Source organism: Fibrobacter sp. UBA3629 (assembly GCF_002374005.1).
Classification (GTDB): domain Bacteria; phylum Fibrobacterota; class Fibrobacteria; order Fibrobacterales; family Fibrobacteraceae; genus Fibrobacter.
On the sequence record NZ_DFLC01000043.1, the window covers coordinates 46,360 to 63,910 of the forward strand.

At 53.9% G+C, this 17,551-nt stretch carries 19 protein-coding genes; 13 read left to right on the forward strand and 6 right to left on the reverse strand.

Annotation, left to right across the window (positions count from 1 at the left end):
- Position 1 precedes the first annotated feature (1 nt).
- The 3 genes from B2310_RS13230 to B2310_RS13240 all read left to right on the forward strand — a co-directional run bounded on the left by B2310_RS13230 (position 2) and on the right by B2310_RS13240 (position 3,152).
- The gene (locus B2310_RS13230; protein WP_290732420.1) at positions 2 to 1,660 is read left to right on the forward strand and encodes a carboxypeptidase-like regulatory domain-containing protein; all 1,659 of its coding nucleotides are present in this window, start codon (positions 2 to 4) and stop codon (positions 1,658 to 1,660) included.
- Positions 1,661 to 1,750: 90 nt separating this feature from the next.
- A complete protein-coding gene (locus B2310_RS13235; protein WP_173366666.1) occupies positions 1,751 to 1,942 on the forward strand; it encodes a 4Fe-4S binding protein in 192 nt (63 codons plus the stop codon).
- Positions 1,935 to 3,152: a geranylgeranyl reductase family protein gene (locus B2310_RS13240; protein WP_290732423.1), complete on the forward strand. Its 1,218-nt coding sequence runs from the start codon at positions 1,935 to 1,937 to the stop codon at positions 3,150 to 3,152. Before B2310_RS13235 ends, B2310_RS13240 begins: the two co-directional genes overlap by 8 nt.
- 8 nt (positions 3,153 to 3,160) lie before the next feature.
- Here B2310_RS13240 and B2310_RS13245 read toward each other — a convergent pair whose 3' ends face one another.
- Positions 3,161 to 3,871 (reverse strand): NAD(P)H-binding protein, encoded by a 711-nt coding sequence (locus tag B2310_RS13245; RefSeq protein WP_290732426.1) that lies wholly within the window; start codon positions 3,869 to 3,871, stop codon positions 3,161 to 3,163.
- Between the two features lie 75 nt (positions 3,872 to 3,946).
- Positions 3,947 to 4,552 carry a fibrobacter succinogenes major paralogous domain-containing protein gene (locus tag B2310_RS13250; protein WP_290732429.1) on the reverse strand — a complete coding sequence of 202 codons (606 nt, stop codon included), beginning with the start codon at positions 4,550 to 4,552 and terminating at the stop codon, positions 3,947 to 3,949.
- A 332-nt stretch (positions 4,553 to 4,884) separates the two neighbouring features.
- Between B2310_RS13250 and B2310_RS13255 the strand changes: the two genes are divergently transcribed.
- From B2310_RS13255 to B2310_RS13265, 3 genes are all read left to right on the forward strand, one after another.
- On the forward strand, positions 4,885 to 5,121 hold the full coding sequence (locus B2310_RS13255) for a hypothetical protein (RefSeq protein ID WP_290732432.1): 237 nt from the start codon (positions 4,885 to 4,887) through the stop codon (positions 5,119 to 5,121).
- 89 nt (positions 5,122 to 5,210) lie between these two features.
- On the forward strand, positions 5,211 to 5,954 hold the full coding sequence (locus B2310_RS13260) for a hypothetical protein (protein WP_290732435.1): 744 nt from the start codon (positions 5,211 to 5,213) through the stop codon (positions 5,952 to 5,954).
- A gap of 131 nt (positions 5,955 to 6,085) precedes the next feature.
- Complete coding sequence (locus tag B2310_RS13265) at positions 6,086 to 8,560, forward strand: glycogen/starch/alpha-glucan phosphorylase (protein ID WP_290732438.1); 2,475 nt, start codon at positions 6,086 to 6,088, stop codon at positions 8,558 to 8,560.
- A gap of 231 nt (positions 8,561 to 8,791) precedes the next feature.
- On the opposite strand, the gene B2310_RS13270 is transcribed toward B2310_RS13265, so the two are convergent.
- Positions 8,792 to 9,763 (reverse strand): Gfo/Idh/MocA family protein, encoded by a 972-nt coding sequence (locus B2310_RS13270; RefSeq protein WP_290732440.1) that lies wholly within the window; start codon positions 9,761 to 9,763, stop codon positions 8,792 to 8,794.
- Complete coding sequence (locus B2310_RS13275; protein WP_290732442.1) at positions 9,760 to 10,479, reverse strand: 4'-phosphopantetheinyl transferase family protein; 720 nt, start codon at positions 10,477 to 10,479, stop codon at positions 9,760 to 9,762. The genes B2310_RS13270 and B2310_RS13275 overlap by 4 nt, the downstream gene beginning before the upstream one ends.
- Positions 10,480 to 10,542: 63 nt before the next feature.
- On the opposite strand from B2310_RS13275, the gene ybaK reads away from it, so the two are divergent.
- Complete coding sequence (gene ybaK, locus B2310_RS13280) at positions 10,543 to 11,043, forward strand: Cys-tRNA(Pro) deacylase (protein WP_290732444.1); 501 nt, start codon at positions 10,543 to 10,545, stop codon at positions 11,041 to 11,043.
- A 4-nt stretch (positions 11,044 to 11,047) separates the two neighbouring features.
- On the opposite strand, the gene B2310_RS13285 is transcribed toward ybaK, so the two are convergent.
- Positions 11,048 to 12,052, reverse strand: a complete 1,005-nt coding sequence (locus B2310_RS13285; protein WP_290732446.1) for a glycoside hydrolase family 11 protein — start codon at positions 12,050 to 12,052, stop codon at positions 11,048 to 11,050.
- Positions 12,053 to 12,179: 127 nt separating this feature from the next.
- On the opposite strand from B2310_RS13285, the gene B2310_RS13290 reads away from it, so the two are divergent.
- Positions 12,180 to 13,151 carry a glycoside hydrolase family 16 protein gene (locus tag B2310_RS13290; protein ID WP_290732448.1) on the forward strand — a complete coding sequence of 324 codons (972 nt, stop codon included), beginning with the start codon at positions 12,180 to 12,182 and terminating at the stop codon, positions 13,149 to 13,151.
- 16 nt (positions 13,152 to 13,167) lie between these two features.
- Here the strand turns inward: B2310_RS13290 and B2310_RS13295 are convergent, their stop codons facing one another.
- Positions 13,168 to 13,977: an alpha/beta fold hydrolase gene (locus B2310_RS13295; protein WP_290732450.1), complete on the reverse strand. Its 810-nt coding sequence runs from the start codon at positions 13,975 to 13,977 to the stop codon at positions 13,168 to 13,170.
- 68 nt (positions 13,978 to 14,045) lie between these two features.
- Between B2310_RS13295 and B2310_RS13300 the strand changes: the two genes are divergently transcribed.
- The 5 genes from B2310_RS13300 to B2310_RS13320 form a co-directional block, all read left to right on the forward strand.
- The gene (locus B2310_RS13300) at positions 14,046 to 14,387 is read left to right on the forward strand and encodes a hypothetical protein (protein WP_173381761.1); all 342 of its coding nucleotides are present in this window, start codon (positions 14,046 to 14,048) and stop codon (positions 14,385 to 14,387) included.
- Positions 14,384 to 15,325, forward strand: a complete 942-nt coding sequence (locus tag B2310_RS13305) for a hypothetical protein (RefSeq protein ID WP_290732452.1) — start codon at positions 14,384 to 14,386, stop codon at positions 15,323 to 15,325. Before B2310_RS13300 ends, B2310_RS13305 begins: the two co-directional genes overlap by 4 nt.
- A gap of 218 nt (positions 15,326 to 15,543) precedes the next feature.
- Positions 15,544 to 15,786, forward strand: coding sequence for a hypothetical protein (locus B2310_RS13310; RefSeq protein ID WP_173381759.1), 243 nt, complete (start codon positions 15,544 to 15,546; stop codon positions 15,784 to 15,786).
- The gene (locus B2310_RS13315; protein WP_072812312.1) at positions 15,771 to 16,070 is read left to right on the forward strand and encodes a hypothetical protein; all 300 of its coding nucleotides are present in this window, start codon (positions 15,771 to 15,773) and stop codon (positions 16,068 to 16,070) included. Before B2310_RS13310 ends, B2310_RS13315 begins: the two co-directional genes overlap by 16 nt.
- Positions 16,071 to 16,085: 15 nt before the next feature.
- On the forward strand, positions 16,086 to 17,551 hold a 1,466-nt coding region (locus B2310_RS13320; protein ID WP_290732454.1), incomplete at its 3' end, for a bifunctional ADP-dependent NAD(P)H-hydrate dehydratase/NAD(P)H-hydrate epimerase.

A 17,551-nucleotide genomic window follows, 5' to 3' on the forward strand; every position in this document is an offset into this window, starting at 1 on the left:
TATGTTTGGACGAAATATTTATTCGAATGTCATCCTGTTCGCGGGGGCGGTTTTCGCGCTCCTCAGCGCATGCAGCAACGGCACGGACACCACAGGTGTGATTACCGAGACGGAATCGGGACAGACGGCCCAGGCGGAATACGTAAAGGTGACCGGCATCGTGAACGGAACGGACGGCAAGCCCATCCCGCAGGCACGCGTGTACTTCACAGGCGACGACTCCCTCACCCACCACACCATAGTCCTCGACTCTACCCTTTCGGATGACGACGGAACGTTCGCGTTCGACAGCATCGCCGATTGCACCCGGCGTCACGGATGCACTGCAAGGCTTTTCGCAAAGGCCGCCATCAAGAAAGATACGCTGGTCGGCTTCATTTACGACTACCATTATTTCTCCTCGCGTGATTCGAGCATCGTCCATCACGAGATCGAAATCGGCGAACCGGCGACACTCAACATCGCCACGGCAGAATTGCGTGATCATCACAATGTTGACGCCGATTCCATCTGCTTCGAAGGAAGTTTCGTCTGCGCGGCCATCACGCAAGAGGACATCGAAAACGGTTACCTCACCATCGAAGGAGTCCCCCCGGGAATAATCGGCGCCAAATGGATTTGGCACGAAGGAAAGGCGCAAGAATCGGGGGGCACCCTGGAACTCAAGCCCGGCAGCACATTCTTCTGGGGCGTGGGAGGCGGTGGCTATGCAGTCGATTCCATCAGGCTCGCGCTCCCCGAACGCGCACTCCACCTGCTCGATTCCCTCGGGCTTGAACCCACACTGGATTCCCTGTTCATCCCCTACAAGCTTTCGACAAAGGTCTACGATTACCCGGAAAACGACGACTACGGCAACACCCCCGATCCGCTCGTCGACGAGCTCGGCAACCGCATCTTCTCGCTGAAGGCCGAAGGCGAAACGCAGGAAGCCCGCTACTGGATGTCCGTCAGAAGGATTGGCAAGGATACGCTAACAGCCCGCTGGCTACAGGGCGGCTACATCACTGACGAAATCTACCCCAACATCCAGCACCTCCATGCCACCATAGAACCCGGGACTACGTTCGAAGACACGCTGTTCAACACGCACAGTGAATCCTTCGGATATTGCATCATGTACAAGCGGCAGCAAAATACGGCGGCGACGGAGACCGCCCTTGGCGACAACTGCACCATTACGCACGAATACAACTGGCAAGAAAACAGTTTCGCAGTCAGCTTCTGGCTCGACACCAAGGATATCGACACCGACTCGAAGCCCGTCCTCTTCTCTGCGGGCAACGACACTCTCGGTTTCAAGATTGCCCAATGCGAAAGCGACCCGCAATCCGTGTGCACCATGCTCAAGGTTAGCGCCGACTCGGCCAATAGCGAAGTATACGGAAAGACAAAATTCTTCGACGGAAAGAAACACCACTTCTCTCTTGTCATCTACGAGAAGCACCTGACCATCGCCATCGACGGGCAGACGGTCCACGACACCGACCTGAAACCCGCCGCAGAATTCTACGGCGGAATCCGCGGAATCCGCACCGGCGACTATACGCTCGAGGACTTTGTCACATTCCTCCCGGGAAGTTACATCCGCAAGGACGGCGAAAAGGATTGGACACGCCTCCAGGCATGGCTCATGGCGTTCTACGAATTGCAAAAATAGTAGACACGACTCACGTAATTTGTCATCCCCACCACCTTTTACTTGTCATCCCCGCGAAGGCGGGGATCTTTTTTATTATATTGTTTTACAATGAAAAAACTCGTTCACGACCGTAAGATCTGCCTCGCCTGCGCGGGCTGCGTTGGCGTGTGCCCCAAGATGGCGCTCGACATGTTCGGGCTCGACCTGCAGATTGATTCCGAAAAATGCGTGCGCTGCGGCATCTGCGCAAAGGCATGCCCCGTCGGTGCGCTCACGATTACGGAGGTGAACGATGCTTGATTCCCGTTACGATGTCGTGGTGATAGGTGCCGGGCCCGGCGGCTCCGTTGCCGCAAGGAACTTAGCACGGGCGGGGCACAAGGTTTTGCTCCTCGAGAAGCGCGAACGCATCGGCTTCCCGGTACGGTGCGGGGAGGCGAGCACCACGCTGGCCGACCTCCAGACATACGGCCCCATCGACGAGAGCTGCATCGAGAGCATCATCAACGGGCTTTACATTTACGGCCCGAACGGCGTGAACATTGAAGTCCCGAAACCGAACACGGGCATCATGCTCAACCGCGAAGTTTTTGACCCGTGGCTCGCAAAACTTGCAGCCGACGACGGCGCCCAGGTAGAGACCTGCGCACGTGCCGAATTCGTGGGCGATGTCGAGGGCGATGCCCGCATGGTGCGAGTCGTGCTCGGGAAAGGCAACGGCGACGGTAGCGTGACCGAAACGGGCACGCAGGAAATTTTTGCGAAGATGGTCATCGCGGCCGACGGCGTGGAAAGCCGCATCGGGCGCATGGTGGGCCTCAAGAGCGTCCAGGACCCGCGCGAAACGTGCACGGGTGTCGACATCCAGGTGCAGGGAATCTTGACCAAGCCCGACTACCTCACCTTCTGGCAGGGACACGACTTTATCAACGACGGCTACATCTGGAGTTTCCCGAAGCAGAAGTCGAACGTCACGAACTTCGGCGCAGGGTTTCTCGCCGCGGGCAAGCATGCAGGCAACATTCTCGAAATCACGATGGAATGGCTCGAAAAACTCTTCCCGGGGGCAAAGATCAACCATACCGTAGGCGGGCTCGTGCCTGTTTCCAGCACGCTCAAGGACTACACGCTCGACCGCCTGGCCCTCGTGGGCGACGCCGCCCACCACACCAACCCGCTCACGGGTGGTGGCATCGCGGCCGCGATGAGGGCCGGCCGATTCTGCGCCGACTACGTGGACATGGGCCTCAGGGCAACCTCCGGCGAGGCTGCGGCACTCAGCCGCAACTTCCTCAAGCAGTACGAAAAGCGCTGCTACGAGTACTTCGGCAAGACGCACGATTTCGAGTACAAGTTCCGCAGGTTCCTGCTCGCCATCAATCGCGAAGACCAGATTGGCCTCTACAAGGTACTGCAGGGGTTCGCCCTGAGCGGGTACAAGAAGAGCGCCTTCCTCAAGACGCCCGTCCAGACCGCCAAATACCTGTACAAGTTCTGGAAATTCAAGTAAGCGGTCCGCTAGAACAACCCTTCTGCATTCGTGCTCGAAAGCACACGGTTGTAAATAATCCGCTTGCCCTTCACGCCGTCGCTTGCGCAAACATGGTCGAATGGAGGCTTGAGCATCGAGGCCACAAGATGAGCCGCGACGGATTCCGCGAACACCGGACGGATTCTCGCCGGCAGTATCGCGAGATGCTTGCCAAAAATCTTCTGCATGAGTTCTTCGCCGAATCGCTTGTCCTTGTGCTTGCCGAGCAGTAGCGACGGACGCACGAGCGTTAGCGCCTCGAAGTTCATCATCGTGAGGCCTTCCTCGAGCATGCCCTTCAGGCGGTTGTAGAAGAACGGCGAATGCGAATTCGCGCCCTGCGCACTCACGCACAGAAAATGCCTCACGCCCGCCTTCTTTGCGACGGCCGCAAGCGATAGCGGGAGCCTCACATCGATTTTCTCCTGCGCGGGCTTGCTACCCGCCTGCTTGATAGTCGTGCCGAGGCAGCATATCGCCGCGTCGAGGCCCGCAAACTTCTCGCGTAACGTTTCCACCTGTTCAAAGTCAACCACATCGAAGTCAACTTTCGCGGCACCCTCTAAAATACCGGTTTCGGCGGGCTCGGGCACGCGACGCACCGGGCAGTACACATGCTCCACCTGGTCAAGGCACACCAGGAGTTTCAAGACATTTTTCCCGACAAGGCCGGTCGAACCGAAAAGCGCAACTTTCATACTGTAAATTTAGTCATTAGTCATTGGTCAATGGTCATTAGCACATTCAATCGCAGCCATGCAGCCATAACCACGCTAGTCCTTTATGCAGCGGACGGAATTTCCAAAGCCCCGTCCCCTATAATTAAAATAAGGGGCATTATCAGCATCGACCAAATTCATCTCGTAAAGTTCCTTGTTCGCATTTTCCGTAGAACCCCAAAAGCCAGTACCAACAGTCTCTTCAGAGAAACCTTCATCATCCCCCGTGGTTCCCCCATCGAACCAAGTACCGGCAGGCAGTGCCGAAAAACCGAAAGCATCCGAACCATTGCCACCATCGTTCCAACCGCTTTTCGACTTCAATTTCTCGCCCGCAATTTTTTCACCACCGACAGTCTTTATTAAAATATCGAATTCTTCCTTACTGGGCAAGTGCCAACCCGCAGGGCACACTTTCAGCGCAGCATCCCTCGTGTAGAGGCGACCATATTTTTTGCAGTTGCTAGTATCGTTGTTGTAACAATAGCTGTCTGCTATTTCGTAATCCAGGTTCTCGGCCATCCAGGTCTGCGCGCCAATTGTAGTTGTCTTGTAGACGCGACCATCGCGCGGGTCTTTCAACACATTCTCCGCCTCGTTACACCCGATAAGGGCAACCGCCATCAGCGCAATCAAGATGAAAAAGAACCTTTTAGACATGTTTTAAATATATGTTATTTAATCAATTTGAGTTCAAAAATACGTCCCTTACATACTATTTTGCCTGTTGAGGGGCTTTAGTATGTAATTTTCGCAAAATCACAAATAAACTAACAATCAAAAAAGCACTTTTAACAGTTTATTTTACATACTAACAAAGCATTTTCCGACATCTAGTATGTAAAGCATCACGCGAATTCCCCCACACGTCCACATTCTTACATACTTTTTCATCTCTTTTGCCGTTTTAGTATGTAAGAGTGTCAAAAAAGCCCCCCAAACCATGTGCAAGCCACCTCTTAGGACGACTTTTCTTTTTTATCTTTATCATTATGGCATTCTTCACGAGATCGAACCTAGACGACCTGCGGCGCGAAGCGGACCAGCTTTCCATCTGCGTCGAACATTTTTTGTACGCCTCCGAAATCGTGCCCGAGTGGGACGAGAAAACCAAGGGGTTTTACGATAACTGTATAGAAAAATGCAACGGCCGACTCAAGGCCATCCACTTCCTGATGGAAAACATCCGTACGCAGAAAGAATCGGCCCCAGAATCCGAAGACCCCTAGGACATCCCCGCTAGGTTGCACTCAGTAGTCCAAACCAAATGCCCATAGCGAAACAGTGTTGAGGAATCCGCGGTCAAAAAGAGAACGATATGCTTGATTGGCTTTTTGGGAAATCTTATCAGTATCTAGTATTGATAAACTATGATAGGTCTTTTAAGATCTCACGAGAATTACTCGATGCAATTTGTGCTTATCCAGCAAACGCATTCAAGCCTCGCAAGTATCATTTCTTGACTGAAAGATATAATGATATAAATGTTCCCGCAAAATCCATTTCGGAAGTCAAATTCAGTTCCATGATATCGGCTTCATTGTATTTTGAAACTTCAGAAGGCATATTAGATTGGCTCAATCTATTGCATATAAGTGATGGACACCCCAAAGGTTACAATGAGGTATATGTTCTTTTTGAAAATCCAGATATTTCAAATTTCATTTTGTATTTGAAAGATTTTTTCGCAGCTGATTATGGCTATGTTTGTAAAGCCAAGAATTGCCAAAGTAAATGTATCAGCAATGTTGTGTCTAATGGCGACTCGTGGCAAGCCTATCATAAAAAAATTCTTCAAGGTTGTATAAGGGATATCTATCCTGTCAATATTCTGAACTCCGCCTATGTTCAAGATTCCTTGATAAATAAAATCAAAGAGGATGAACGAATGGGGAACTTGGATTCATCCGTCGACGGATATATAATATGGAACGTTGAACCATCAAACATCCGCTACGTGCGCCGCGTCTGCAAGAAAATGGGGCTGTTGATATCTGCAATGCGAGTACCCACCGAGTTTGCAAGAAAATGTTTGGATGAAATTGTGGGTAAACAAGAATAGCCGCTCGCAAGCATGTTTTGCCCCCGTTTCCATTAAATTCCTTTTACATACTGGGCAGATTTTTCTAAATTTTAGCCCGAAAAAATCGGGTTTCCCGAACCAGTTTAAACCATAAACCCATAGGCTTAGTCATGGCAAAAGCAACCAAGAAAGCAGAAGAAGTCGAAGTGCTCGGCACCGACGCGGAATCGTTCCGCAAGGCGTTCACCGACCACATCCACCACACGCTCGCCCGCAACAAGGTGACCGTGACCGACCACGAGAAGTTCCTCGCCGTCGCATACGCCGTCCGCGACCGTCTCGTGGACCGCTGGATCAAGACCCAGGAGACCTACTACAAGCAGGACGTGAAGCGCGTCTACTACCTCTCCCTCGAATTCTTGATTGGCCGCACGCTCGGTAACTCCGTGCTGAACCTCGACGTCGAAAGCGCCGTCACCGAAGCGCTCGACGAAATCGGCATGACCCTCGAAGAACTCCGCGAACAGGAAGTGGACGCAGGTCTCGGCAACGGTGGCCTCGGCCGCCTCGCCGCCTGCTTCCTCGACTCCATGGCAACTCTCGAACTCCCGGCCACCGGCATGGGCATCCGCTACGAATACGGCATGTTCAGCCAGAAGATTGTGAACGGCGAGCAGGAAGAACAGCCGGACAACTGGCTGCGCCTCCCGAACCCCTGGGAAATCGCCCGCCCGGCCAACGCCATCAAGGTCCCGTTCTACGGCTACGTGGTGAGCTGGATGGACGAGAAGGGCAAGCTCCGCAACCGCTGGGAAACGAAGGACTACGTGCTCGCCCTCCCGTACGACACCCCGATTCCGGGCTACAAGAACAACACCGTAAACAACCTGCGCCTCTGGAGCGCGAAGTCCACCGACGACTTCGGCCTCAGCTACTTCAACAACGGCGACTACATCGCCGCCGTGCAGGACATGGAACTTTCCGAAACGATTTCCAAGGTGCTGTACCCGAACGATTCCTCCATGAACGGTAAGGAACTGCGCCTCAAGCAGCAGTACTTCCTGTGCTCCGCCTCCCTGCAGGATATCATCAAGCGCTTCAAGAAGCTCCATGACGGCGATTGGAAGAAGTTCCCCGAGAAGGTCGCCATCCAGCTGAACGACACGCACCCGGCAATCTCCATCGCCGAAATGATGCGCATTCTCCTCGACATCGAGAACATGGAATGGGACGAAGCCTGGGACATCGTTACCAAGACGTTCGCCTACACGAACCACACCCTGATGCCGGAAGCCCTCGAGAAGTGGCCGGTCAGCCTCTTCGAGAAGCTCCTCCCGCGTCACCTCCAGATCATTTACGAAATCAACGCACGCTTCCTGCGCATGGTGAGCATGAAGTGGCCCGGCGACAATGCACGCCTCGCCCGCATGAGCCTCATCGAGGAAGGCGGCTGCAAGATGGTCCGCATGGCCTACCTCTCCATCGTGGGTTCGTTCGCCGTGAACGGCGTGGCCGCTCTCCACTCCGACCTTTTGAAGACGACCCTCTTCAAGGACTTCTACGAACTGTGGCCCGAAAAGTTCAACAACAAGACGAACGGCGTGACGCCGCGTCGCTGGGTCCGCAAGGCCAACCCCGCCATGTCCGAACTCATCACCAAGAAGATTGGCGAAAGCTGGGTCAAGGACCTCGATGACCTGAAGAAACTCGAGAAGTTCGCGAAGGACTCTACATTCCAGAAGGAATTCATGGCCGTCAAGAAGCAGAACAAGGAACGCCTCGCCAAGTACCTCAAGGCTACGCAGGGCGTCGACGTCGATACCGACACGTTCTTCGACGTGCAGGTGAAGCGCATCCACGAATACAAGCGCCAGCTGCTGAACATCCTCCACGCCATTCACCTGTACATCCAGGTGAAGGACGGCAAGGAAATCCTGCCGCGTACCATCATGATCGGTGGTAAGGCCGCTCCGGGTTACTGGATGGCCAAGCAGATCATCCGCCTCGCGAACGCCGTGGCCGCCATCATCGACGCCGACCCGGTCTGCAAGGGCAAGCTCAAGATGGTGTTCCTCGAGAACTACCGCGTCTCCTTCGCCGAGAAGATTATCCCGGCGGCTGACCTCTCCGAACAGATTTCTACCGCGGGCACCGAAGCCTCGGGTACCGGCAACATGAAGTTCGCCCTCAACGGCGCGCTCACCATCGGTACGCTCGACGGCGCCAACGTGGAAATGAAGGAAGAAGTCGGCGACGAAAACATCTTCATCTTCGGCCTCACCGTCGAAGAAGTCACCGACCTGCTCGCCAAGGGCTACCGTCCGCGCGACTTCTACGAGAAGGACGACGACCTGCGCCGCGTGATTGACCTCATCGGTTCCGGCTTCTTCAGCCCCGACCGTCCGGACCTCTTCAAGCACATTGCAGACAAACTCCTCACCCACGACCCGTACATGCTCTGCGCCGACTTCCGCAGCTACGTGGACATGCAGGCCAAGGTGGCGAAGGAATACCAGAACAAGAAGGCTTGGGCCGAGAAGGCTATCCTCAACGTGGCCCGCATGGGCAAGTTCAGTTCCGACCGTACCATCAAGCAGTACGCCGAGGAAATCTGGCACGCCAAGCCCTGCAGCATCAAGCTGTAAGTTAGACGAAAGAACGGACCTGCGGTCCTATAGACGAAAGACGAAAGATTGCAGGTCCCGGAGTCATCCTGAACAGCAAGGGCGCTGAGCCTAAGATGTTCGCCTGCGCGAACATGACGACTGTAGAAAGTCCCGCGAGAAATCGCGGGATTTTTTATTCATTTTTTTTGCAAGCGCAAGATTCGTCCTTATTATAAAAACGAAGCTATGCGAAGCAAATGGAAAAATTACTTATTGCCGGGAGGCGATTTTCACGCAGTCCGCCGCAATCCGGGCAATGCGCTTGCCCCAGTCACCGCAGGCTCCGTCCAAAAGCTTGAGGAAGAACCTGTGTTCGTTCTCGAGCGAATCCGGGATGTGGGCGATTTCGCCGTTGTCGAGATATCGCGCAAGGCTCACGGTGTAATCGGAGCCGGGGGAACCGCCCTGCCGGCCATAGCTCACGGAAATCGTGCGTACATCTACGTCGCTGTCGCGGTTCACGTAAAAATCTGCAGTCACGCCCTTGTAGGGCCCGCGCGCAACTTTCAAATACATCCTTGCCCTATCGCGGGATTCGGCAGATGTCTTGAACGAGATATCGACATCTTCGTACCGGAACAGGGTGAAGAACAGCCCGAGATCGTGAACCAGCAAATCGAGGGAAACGTCTACATCGCGGCAGCGTTCAGAATACTTGTGCTCGCGCCGGAATTCCAGGCGCACGTTGCCCGCGGGCAGTTTATCGCCTGCAACAAACATATCGCCGGCACCTAATTGTTTATCGCCGGCATCGTATTGTTTATCGCCCGCACCAAGACGCGCGTTCAGTTCCGCAAGGAAATGCTTGCGGAAGTTCAGGAAAATCGGATTGAAGCATTCCGACTGCGCGACAAAAAGGAGCGTATCGTTTTTCGCAGCCAGGTCTACAAGTTCCTGCGCCTCCTCGCCGGAGATGGCAAGCGGTTTTTCGACCAGCACGGGGATTTTACGCTCCAAGAAGAACTTCGCGTAGGCATAGTGCGTCGATGCCGGCGACGCGATTACCGCAAAGTCTGCGGGCAGCCCATCTGCAGTCCCGCACGTTAATTTATCAGTAATCTCGTCAAATTCTTCTTGATTGTCCGCAGCAGCGATAAACTTCACACCGCACGCTTCAAAACGTGCGCGGTGCCGCTTGCCCATGGTGCCGTTCCCGACAAGAATTGCATTATACGGTTTCATCGCGCGACCTCATTGAACGGAGTATTTCCCGCAAGGTCAACTTCACGACAAGCCACCCGATGTCCCTCGGGCATGCCCTTCAAGCAATACGCATGGCAGTAGCGGTCTCCTTCCGTCAGCTGGCAGGCAGGCAATTCAAAGAACCTGTATTCCGGTCGCGGGCCTTCGTGATCGAGCATAATGCCATCGGGCGTCACAGAAAGCGTAAACTTGTCCGGCGAGAGCGCCATCCCGCGCCCGGTCACCTTCATGTAGCATTCCTTCAGCGTCCAGAGCCTGCAAAAAGCAATATCCTGCGCATCGCCTTCCGGGAAAGAACGTATCCACGCGTTCTCGGATTCCTTGAAGAAGCGTTCCGCAAGGCGGGAACGCCCCGGACGTACGCGCTCCACGTCGCAACCCGCCTCGTAGGGCGAAATAACGCACATCACGCGCGTCTTGGAATGCGAGAGGTTGAAGTGTATATCCGGCTCATCGCGAAAAGCGGGCTTCCCGTTCTCGCCGAGCACCACATGGGCGTCTGCGCCTTCAATCCCGAAATCGCGACAAGCGATACGCAACAGCAGGCCCACCCCAAGCGACTGCGCACGGCCACCCGGGAACTTGAAACGCATCGCCTTCTCGCGACGATACTCGGGCACCTCCCCAAGCAGCCTTTCAAAAACTGCCGGGTCGTTCAAGGCCGAAATATCTGCCGTATAGACGAGCGTATCCATACCGCGCAATATAGCAATTTAGGCCTATTGCACGCCATACCGCAAAGATTTATATTTTACCACATGGACATCAAGAAGACAAACGCGGCGCGCATTCTCGACCGGCAGAAAATCAGTTACGAACTCATCCCCTACAAGGTCGACGAGAACGACCTCGGCGCACAGCACGTTGCCGACAGCCTCGACGAAGACATCAATCAGGTATTCAAGACTATCCTCGTTCACGGCGACAAGATCGGCTACCTCGTGTGCGTTGTGCCGGGGAACCTCGAAGTAGATTTGAAGGGCGCCGCCAAGGTGAGCGGCAACAAGAAAATAGACACCGTCCCACTCAAGGACCTGACTCCGCTCACCGGCTACATTCGCGGTGGCTGCAGCCCGCTCGGCCTCAAGAAGAACTTCCCGATTTTCATTCACGAGACAGCGATGCAGTTCCCGTTCATCTACGTGAGCGCGGGTGAACGCGGCCTACAACTGAAAATCGCACCCGCCGACCTCGTAAAGGCGACACGCGCAACCGTCGGCATAATCGCAAGAGTCCCGCCCGAAGCCCCGCAGGACTAACCACTTATTTTACGGTAATGCTACGGACCGTTGAGCCCCGCTTCACCAGGTAAACGCCGGAATGGAACCTGGCCTTGATGGCCGTGGTCAAGGCAGCATCGTTTTCCGTTTCAAAGGAACTGAGGAACTTGCCCTGGGCGTCGAATACGAGCGACGTATTGCTGCCGACGGTCACGGAGCGTATTCCCTGGAGAGCCGTGGTCGACGAACTGCTGACCTCAGGAGCAACAGAAGAACTCGACGGCGCATCACTTTCGATATAGACCTTCGCATAGGGGAAGTCATACTCGCCCCTGGCATTCGGCCCTTTGGTGCTTCCGGCTTCGCCAAGAATCTTGGCCTCGTGCATCTTGCCCATCTTCAAGCCGAGTTCTTCCCACTTCTTGAAGTGAGCCGTAATGTCGATGGTACCGCAATCACGCGGTGTTTTACGAACGCTGAAATACTGCTTGAAGTACTTGTTGTCGCCATCGATGGAATAAGAGGTGCGGTCTCCTTCGTAAACCGTATACTGGGCACCATCGATTTCAAATGTACCATGCTTCTTTGCAGAAGAACCCTGTGCTACCCAGTCGCCCGGCATATACTGGCTACCGGTGTTATCCACAATGTACCATTCCACCAGGGGCTCGCGAGTCCAGCCATAAATACCGATATAGGAATAGTCAATTTCAGAAAGACCGCTCTTGACCAGTTTGAAATCCGCCTTCATGTGGCCAATTTCTCGATGAGTCTTATCGCTATTGAAAGCAAGACCCGTACGGCACAGATAATCCTTGGCGCCAGTCATCTTGCAGTTGAAGGAGCCGTCTTCGTAGAATGTCGCGGAACCACCATTGCCGCCCTCGTTCCAGAGTTCGTACCCGACATTGCCAATGGTACCAACCTTGTTCGTAGTCACTTGCACGGATTGGCCGGTATGTTTTGCAGTTGAACAGAAATCCTGGGCAAACGCATTTGCCGTCAGGGCACACGTGGCAATTAAGCCATATTTGATAATGGTTTTCATATAAACATCCCTTTTTTCAAGAAATCTACTTCAAAAACGCGTTTTCGCCGGGAGCATTCTCCGCGCCAATTATTCCAACTTGGAGTATTCAGGGCCCTAGCGCAGGAATTTAGGCTATATTTAAAGAATGCTCAAAAAGTTCGCAGCGCCCCTTGTAATCGTCTCGGCAGCAAGTGCCGTCTTTTTCGCATGCTCCTCCGATTCGAGCAGTTCCGGCCCCGCAGAAGAACCGCCCGCGAGCAGCAGCGACAAGATTGCCACGAATTCTTCGAGTTCGCTTCGGCTCAGCTCAGCGAACTTATCATCCTCTTCAATAGATGTTTCCGTCTCCGCCGAGACATCCTCCAGCGACAAGGCCACTGATAAGGTTGGTGAGCCTACTGAGCCTGCCGAAGTGTACCTCTGGCACGACGAATTCGACTCGATCGACACCGCCACATGGACATTCGAGACAGGAACGAGTGGCTGGGGCAACAACGAGTGGCAATACTACACCGGCCGCAGCGAGAACGCCTTCGTGCAAGACGGCATCCTCCACATCCGCGCGAACAAGGAAGATTACGAAGGCGCAAAATACACGTCGGCCCGCATGATTACCAAGGGCAAGTTCAGCTTCACCTACGGCACGGTAGAGGCCCGCATCGCGCTACCCGTAGGCAAGGGAATCTGGCCCGCATTTTGGATGCTAGGCGAAAACATCGACGCAGTCTCCTGGCCCGCCTGTGGCGAAATCGACATCATCGAGGCGGTAAACAGCGAAAACATCGTCTATGGAACGAATCACTGGCAATTCGAAGGCAGCCACGCCGAATACGGCAACAACACGAACGATTTCCATGGAGCAAAGAAGGAACTCGACATCACGCAGTTCCACACGTACAAGCTCGTCTGGGACGAAAAGCTCATTGCGATGTACGTGGATGACTTCAAGTACCACGAGATTTCCATCGAGAACAATGCAGGCGGCACCGACGCCTTCCACAAGCCGCAATTCCTGTTATTGAATGTCGCCGTCGCAGGCAACTGGCCCGGATTCGAGGTAGACGATACGCAGTTCCCCAACGAGATGCTCGTCGACTACATCCGCGTCTCGCAATAAGCGGCAACGGGAAAATTCAGCGTTTCAGGAACTCGAGAATTCTGTCCTTGTATTCCTTGATTTCATCGAAGGCGGCATGACCGTAGCCCTCGAAAATCTCGTATTCGCAAGGAACGTTCGCGGCTTTTAGCTTTTCCACAATTTTGTCGGATGCGACCGGGAGCACAACGCGGTCTTCGCTTGCGGCAAGCACGAGCACGGGGCACTTGATGTCGGCAAGCATGTCGCCGGTATCCACGTTGTCGCACTCGCGGGCGAATATGGCAAAACGGTCCATTTCGGCCTCGGAAACGTCGCGGTACATCATGAGCAATGCGCGACGGTAGCGTTCGGCGAACTTCGGCAAGAAACAGTCACGGATAAACGCATTCACCAGGCCTTCGCGGTCATGCGCGCGGGAAAGGCGAGCCCAGTTTCCGATTATTTCGAGCTGTTGCGGTTCAGGTTTGGAAGTCGAACAACCGAGAACAAGTTTCCACACGAGTTCCGGATGCGTCGCAGCAATATGCTGGGCCACCATGCCACCCTGCGACACGCCGTAGAGGGCGACATCCTTGAGTCCGAGCGCCTGCATGGCAAGCACCTGGTCGCGGGCCATGTCTTCGAGCGAATAACCCGCCTCAACATCCTTGCGTCGGTCAAAAAAATACAGCGTAAAATCCTCGACAAACATCTTGTAGGGCACCTGCAAGGACGCAGCGGATTTCATTACACTCTTGATGGCAAGCCCGGGAATGACAACCATTGCACGCGGACCGTTGCCGAACCGCGCATATTCCATTTCGAATCCGTCCGTGCGGACGCACTGTACAAGACTTTCGCTCATGCCCTAAAGATAACAACAACTTGACACAAGAGTCTTCCTCATGCGTAGAATAAGGTATATTATGAACGATGTTTGAAAAATTCAAAACAAGATTGATTATATGGGCGATAGTAACCGGGATATGTTTGATTCCGGGAATAATCTTTATCGGCACAGATATGGTCTATAAATTTTTTATCGAAGTCCCGCTCGTTACGGCAATACCGATTCTTATCTTCGGGAAAATACCTAAAAGCGATCAATCCATTGACGATTATTTAAATCAAGACGAAACGGACGCATTTGACAAGGCCCTAGGGCTAAAGCCCAAAAAAGAATCCTTTGACGAACTTATCGCAAAAAAGAATACAGCGAAAGCGCCTTCTAAACCCAGTCAAAAACAGCCTCATAATCATCAGAACAAACTTTGAATAAAGTCTTCTACCACCTTCCTGGACTGTTCGAATTTTACGACCTGTACAAGGCCTTCTTACCGCTTTGGCGCGAGCACCGGGAATACTTTTACGACTGGTGCGAAATCGGCTCTATTTACGGAGCGCCGAGCGATTGCATCTGGGGTGGCGGGCGTGTAGGCTTCGGAGATGCCGAACCGGAGAAAGTCGCTGCACTCGTAAAGGAATACGGCATTTCGGCGAGGCTCACTTTCAGCAATTCATTGATTCGCGAGGAGCACCTTGATGATGTAGAGTGCAACAAATTGTGCAGGATGTTCGAAGGCTCGGATACAGGGCTTGTCGATGGAAGGAACGGCGCCGAGTTCGATGCAGGTTTGGACGGTGCCGGCATCATCGTCCACTCGGATCTTCTGCTCGATTACATCAAGGCTAAATATCCCGAATTCTATTTTGTCTCCTCGACCACGAAGGTGATTACTGACTTTGAGCAGTTTGTCACCGAACTAAACCGCAACGAATTCAGTTACGTGGTGCCGGATTTCCGCCTGAACAAGCAATTCGGCAAGCTGAACGCGCTTACGGACGCACAAAAACAGAAGGTCGAGTTCCTATGCAATGAATGTTGCTGGTTCGGCTGTTACGACCGCAAGGCCTGCTACGAGAACGTGAGCCGCAAAAGCCTCGGCGAAGATTGCGCAGACCATAAATGCGTCTCGCCCACCGCCCAGAGGGGCTACCGATTCTCCGACGCGATGAAGAACCCCGGCTTTATCGGGATTGACGACATCCAAAATGTGTACGCGCCCGCAGGGTTCCGCCATTTCAAAATCGAGGGACGCAGCCTCGGTAGCGCCGTCATCCTGGAATTTCTGCTTTACTACATGACCAAGCCCGAGCACCAGTTAAAAGTGCGCGAAGAAATCTACCTGGACAGTTCGTTGGATTTGTTCTAGCGCAATCACGCAAATATTGGGCAACTGCATTTTTTATAAATGTCATGTTTTGACATTCTGTTTATTTATATTTGAGTAAAAACAGTACAAAAGCGACATCAAATACGAGGGAGCCAATAAAACTTTTTCTTAGAAGCAAGCACTTATAATTGTATTTTGGCATAATTTTAAGGTTTTTAAACGTATTGACAATTTGTAATACAATTTGTATATTAATTATGAAAATCATAAAACACGCATTTGAAAAATTCGATGAGAGAACATTCACTCCCGAAATGGCAGCAAAACTCGTCCATGGCAGATGTTTGTTTAGGCGTTCAAATTCTTTTCCAGACCGATACATAGCAATCGGAGAGGTAGATGGTAAAATATGGTCAGTCGTACTAGAAAAAGACCTGTACACAGTCGTCACGGCAAGGCGTGCACACAAAGACGAGGAAAATCTATGGCATTCAAGGTAATGGAAAAGCCCGACATGACGGAAGAAGAACTCCGCTATTTTAACGAGCACGATTTTGCAGAGGAATTCCGCAAGGGTTTGGAAGATGGCACAACGATCGTCAGCAACGGCCCCTGGGAAGAAACCGTAAAGGAAATCAAGGCCCGCAAGGCCCGCGAAGCAACGAAGATGGCATCTTTCCGTTTGCCGACTTGGGTCATTGAAGGGCTGAAGCGCAATGCAGCAAAAGGCGGCGTCAAGTACAGCGAATACGCCATCGAGGTCTTGTCAAAGGCCGCTGTATAAATTTATATTCAAGATATGAAACACCTCGACCAGTTCAGCTATACGGAACTCATGCCCGCCCTCTCGACCGAGGGGATGAGGGCGCTTGACAAGGCGGCCAAGGAAGCGCTCGCCAAGGACGTTCGCCAGACAGACGCCCCAATTGAAGGTGAGACGCGCGCGGCGATTGAGGCCGGTTATGAACTGATGAAACAGGCGGGAGCCGCGCTGTTCAAGAAGGTGGTCGAGGTTTTAGATGCTTATCGCGGGGCTGGAAATGCACCGCGATCGGTGGCTGTATTTGTCGGCGGGGGTAACAACGGAGGTGACGGACTCGTACTCGCGAAGTTGCTTATCGAAGCGGGAATCCCCTGCACAACGTATTCACTTGCTGCCGCGGACAAATTCCAGAACGAAGCCAAGATGGCTCTGGATGATTTTGTGCAGGCAGGCGGCCGTTTAATTCCGTATTCGCCGGCAGCGGAAAGTTTGTCGCAGGCAGGAACTGCACCGCGCACGCCGCGGTTCGCGGATTTTGACCTGATTGTAGATTGCATGCTCGGGAACGGCGCGTACGGCGAACTGCGGGAACTGTACGCAGCCGCGGTCCGCGACATTGCCGCATCAAACATCCCGGTTGTCGCGGCCGACGCACCCACCGGTTACGACTCACAGGAACACGTGCGCCGGGAACCCTGTACCCGCGCATGCGAAACCCTCCTGTTCGGGTTCCCGCGGCTGGATGCATACACGCGCGAAGGCGGGCCCGCTTTCGGGGAAGCCTCCATCGCCCCGCTCGGCTACCCCGCAGGCATCGTCGAGCAGTTCAGCGAGAACACGTTCCTCGCCACCGAGGCGCTCATTCCGCAAATGTTGCCCGAGCGCGACGACTGGGGCGACAAGCGCACCCAGGGCTGCGCCATGATTGTCGCAGGTTCCGGCGATATGCCGGGAGCCGCCGCGCTCTGCACGCAGGCCGCCCTCCGGAGCGGCGCCGGCCTCGTGACCCTCGCGAGCCCCGAAGCCGTGATGCCCGTACTGCAGGCGAAACTTTCGGAACCCGTATTCGTAAACCTGCAAGATATCGCAGGTCAAGATGCGGATTCCACGGACGACCGCGCCACAGCGCTCTCGCCCGCGCACATCCCGCAAATTCTCGAGAAGGCGAAGCACAACCAGGCACTCGCCATCGGGCCGGGGCTAGGGAGCGCCGAATGCACGCGCGACGCCGTCATCGAAATACTCCCGCAGCTCAACTGCCCGCTAGTCATCGACGCCGACGCGCTGAACGCCATCGCCACGCTCAACAAGACTTCGGCAAGCCCCGCCTCCGGCGCGGCATCATTCCTTCACAGCATCGCGACCACGGCCGTGCTCACCCCGCACCGCCGCGAATTCGAAAGGCTTTTCGGCGCACTCCCGACAAACGATATCGACATACCGAACCTACTGCGCGACATCGCCCGCCACACGAAAAAGGTCATCCTCCTGAAGGGCGCGCC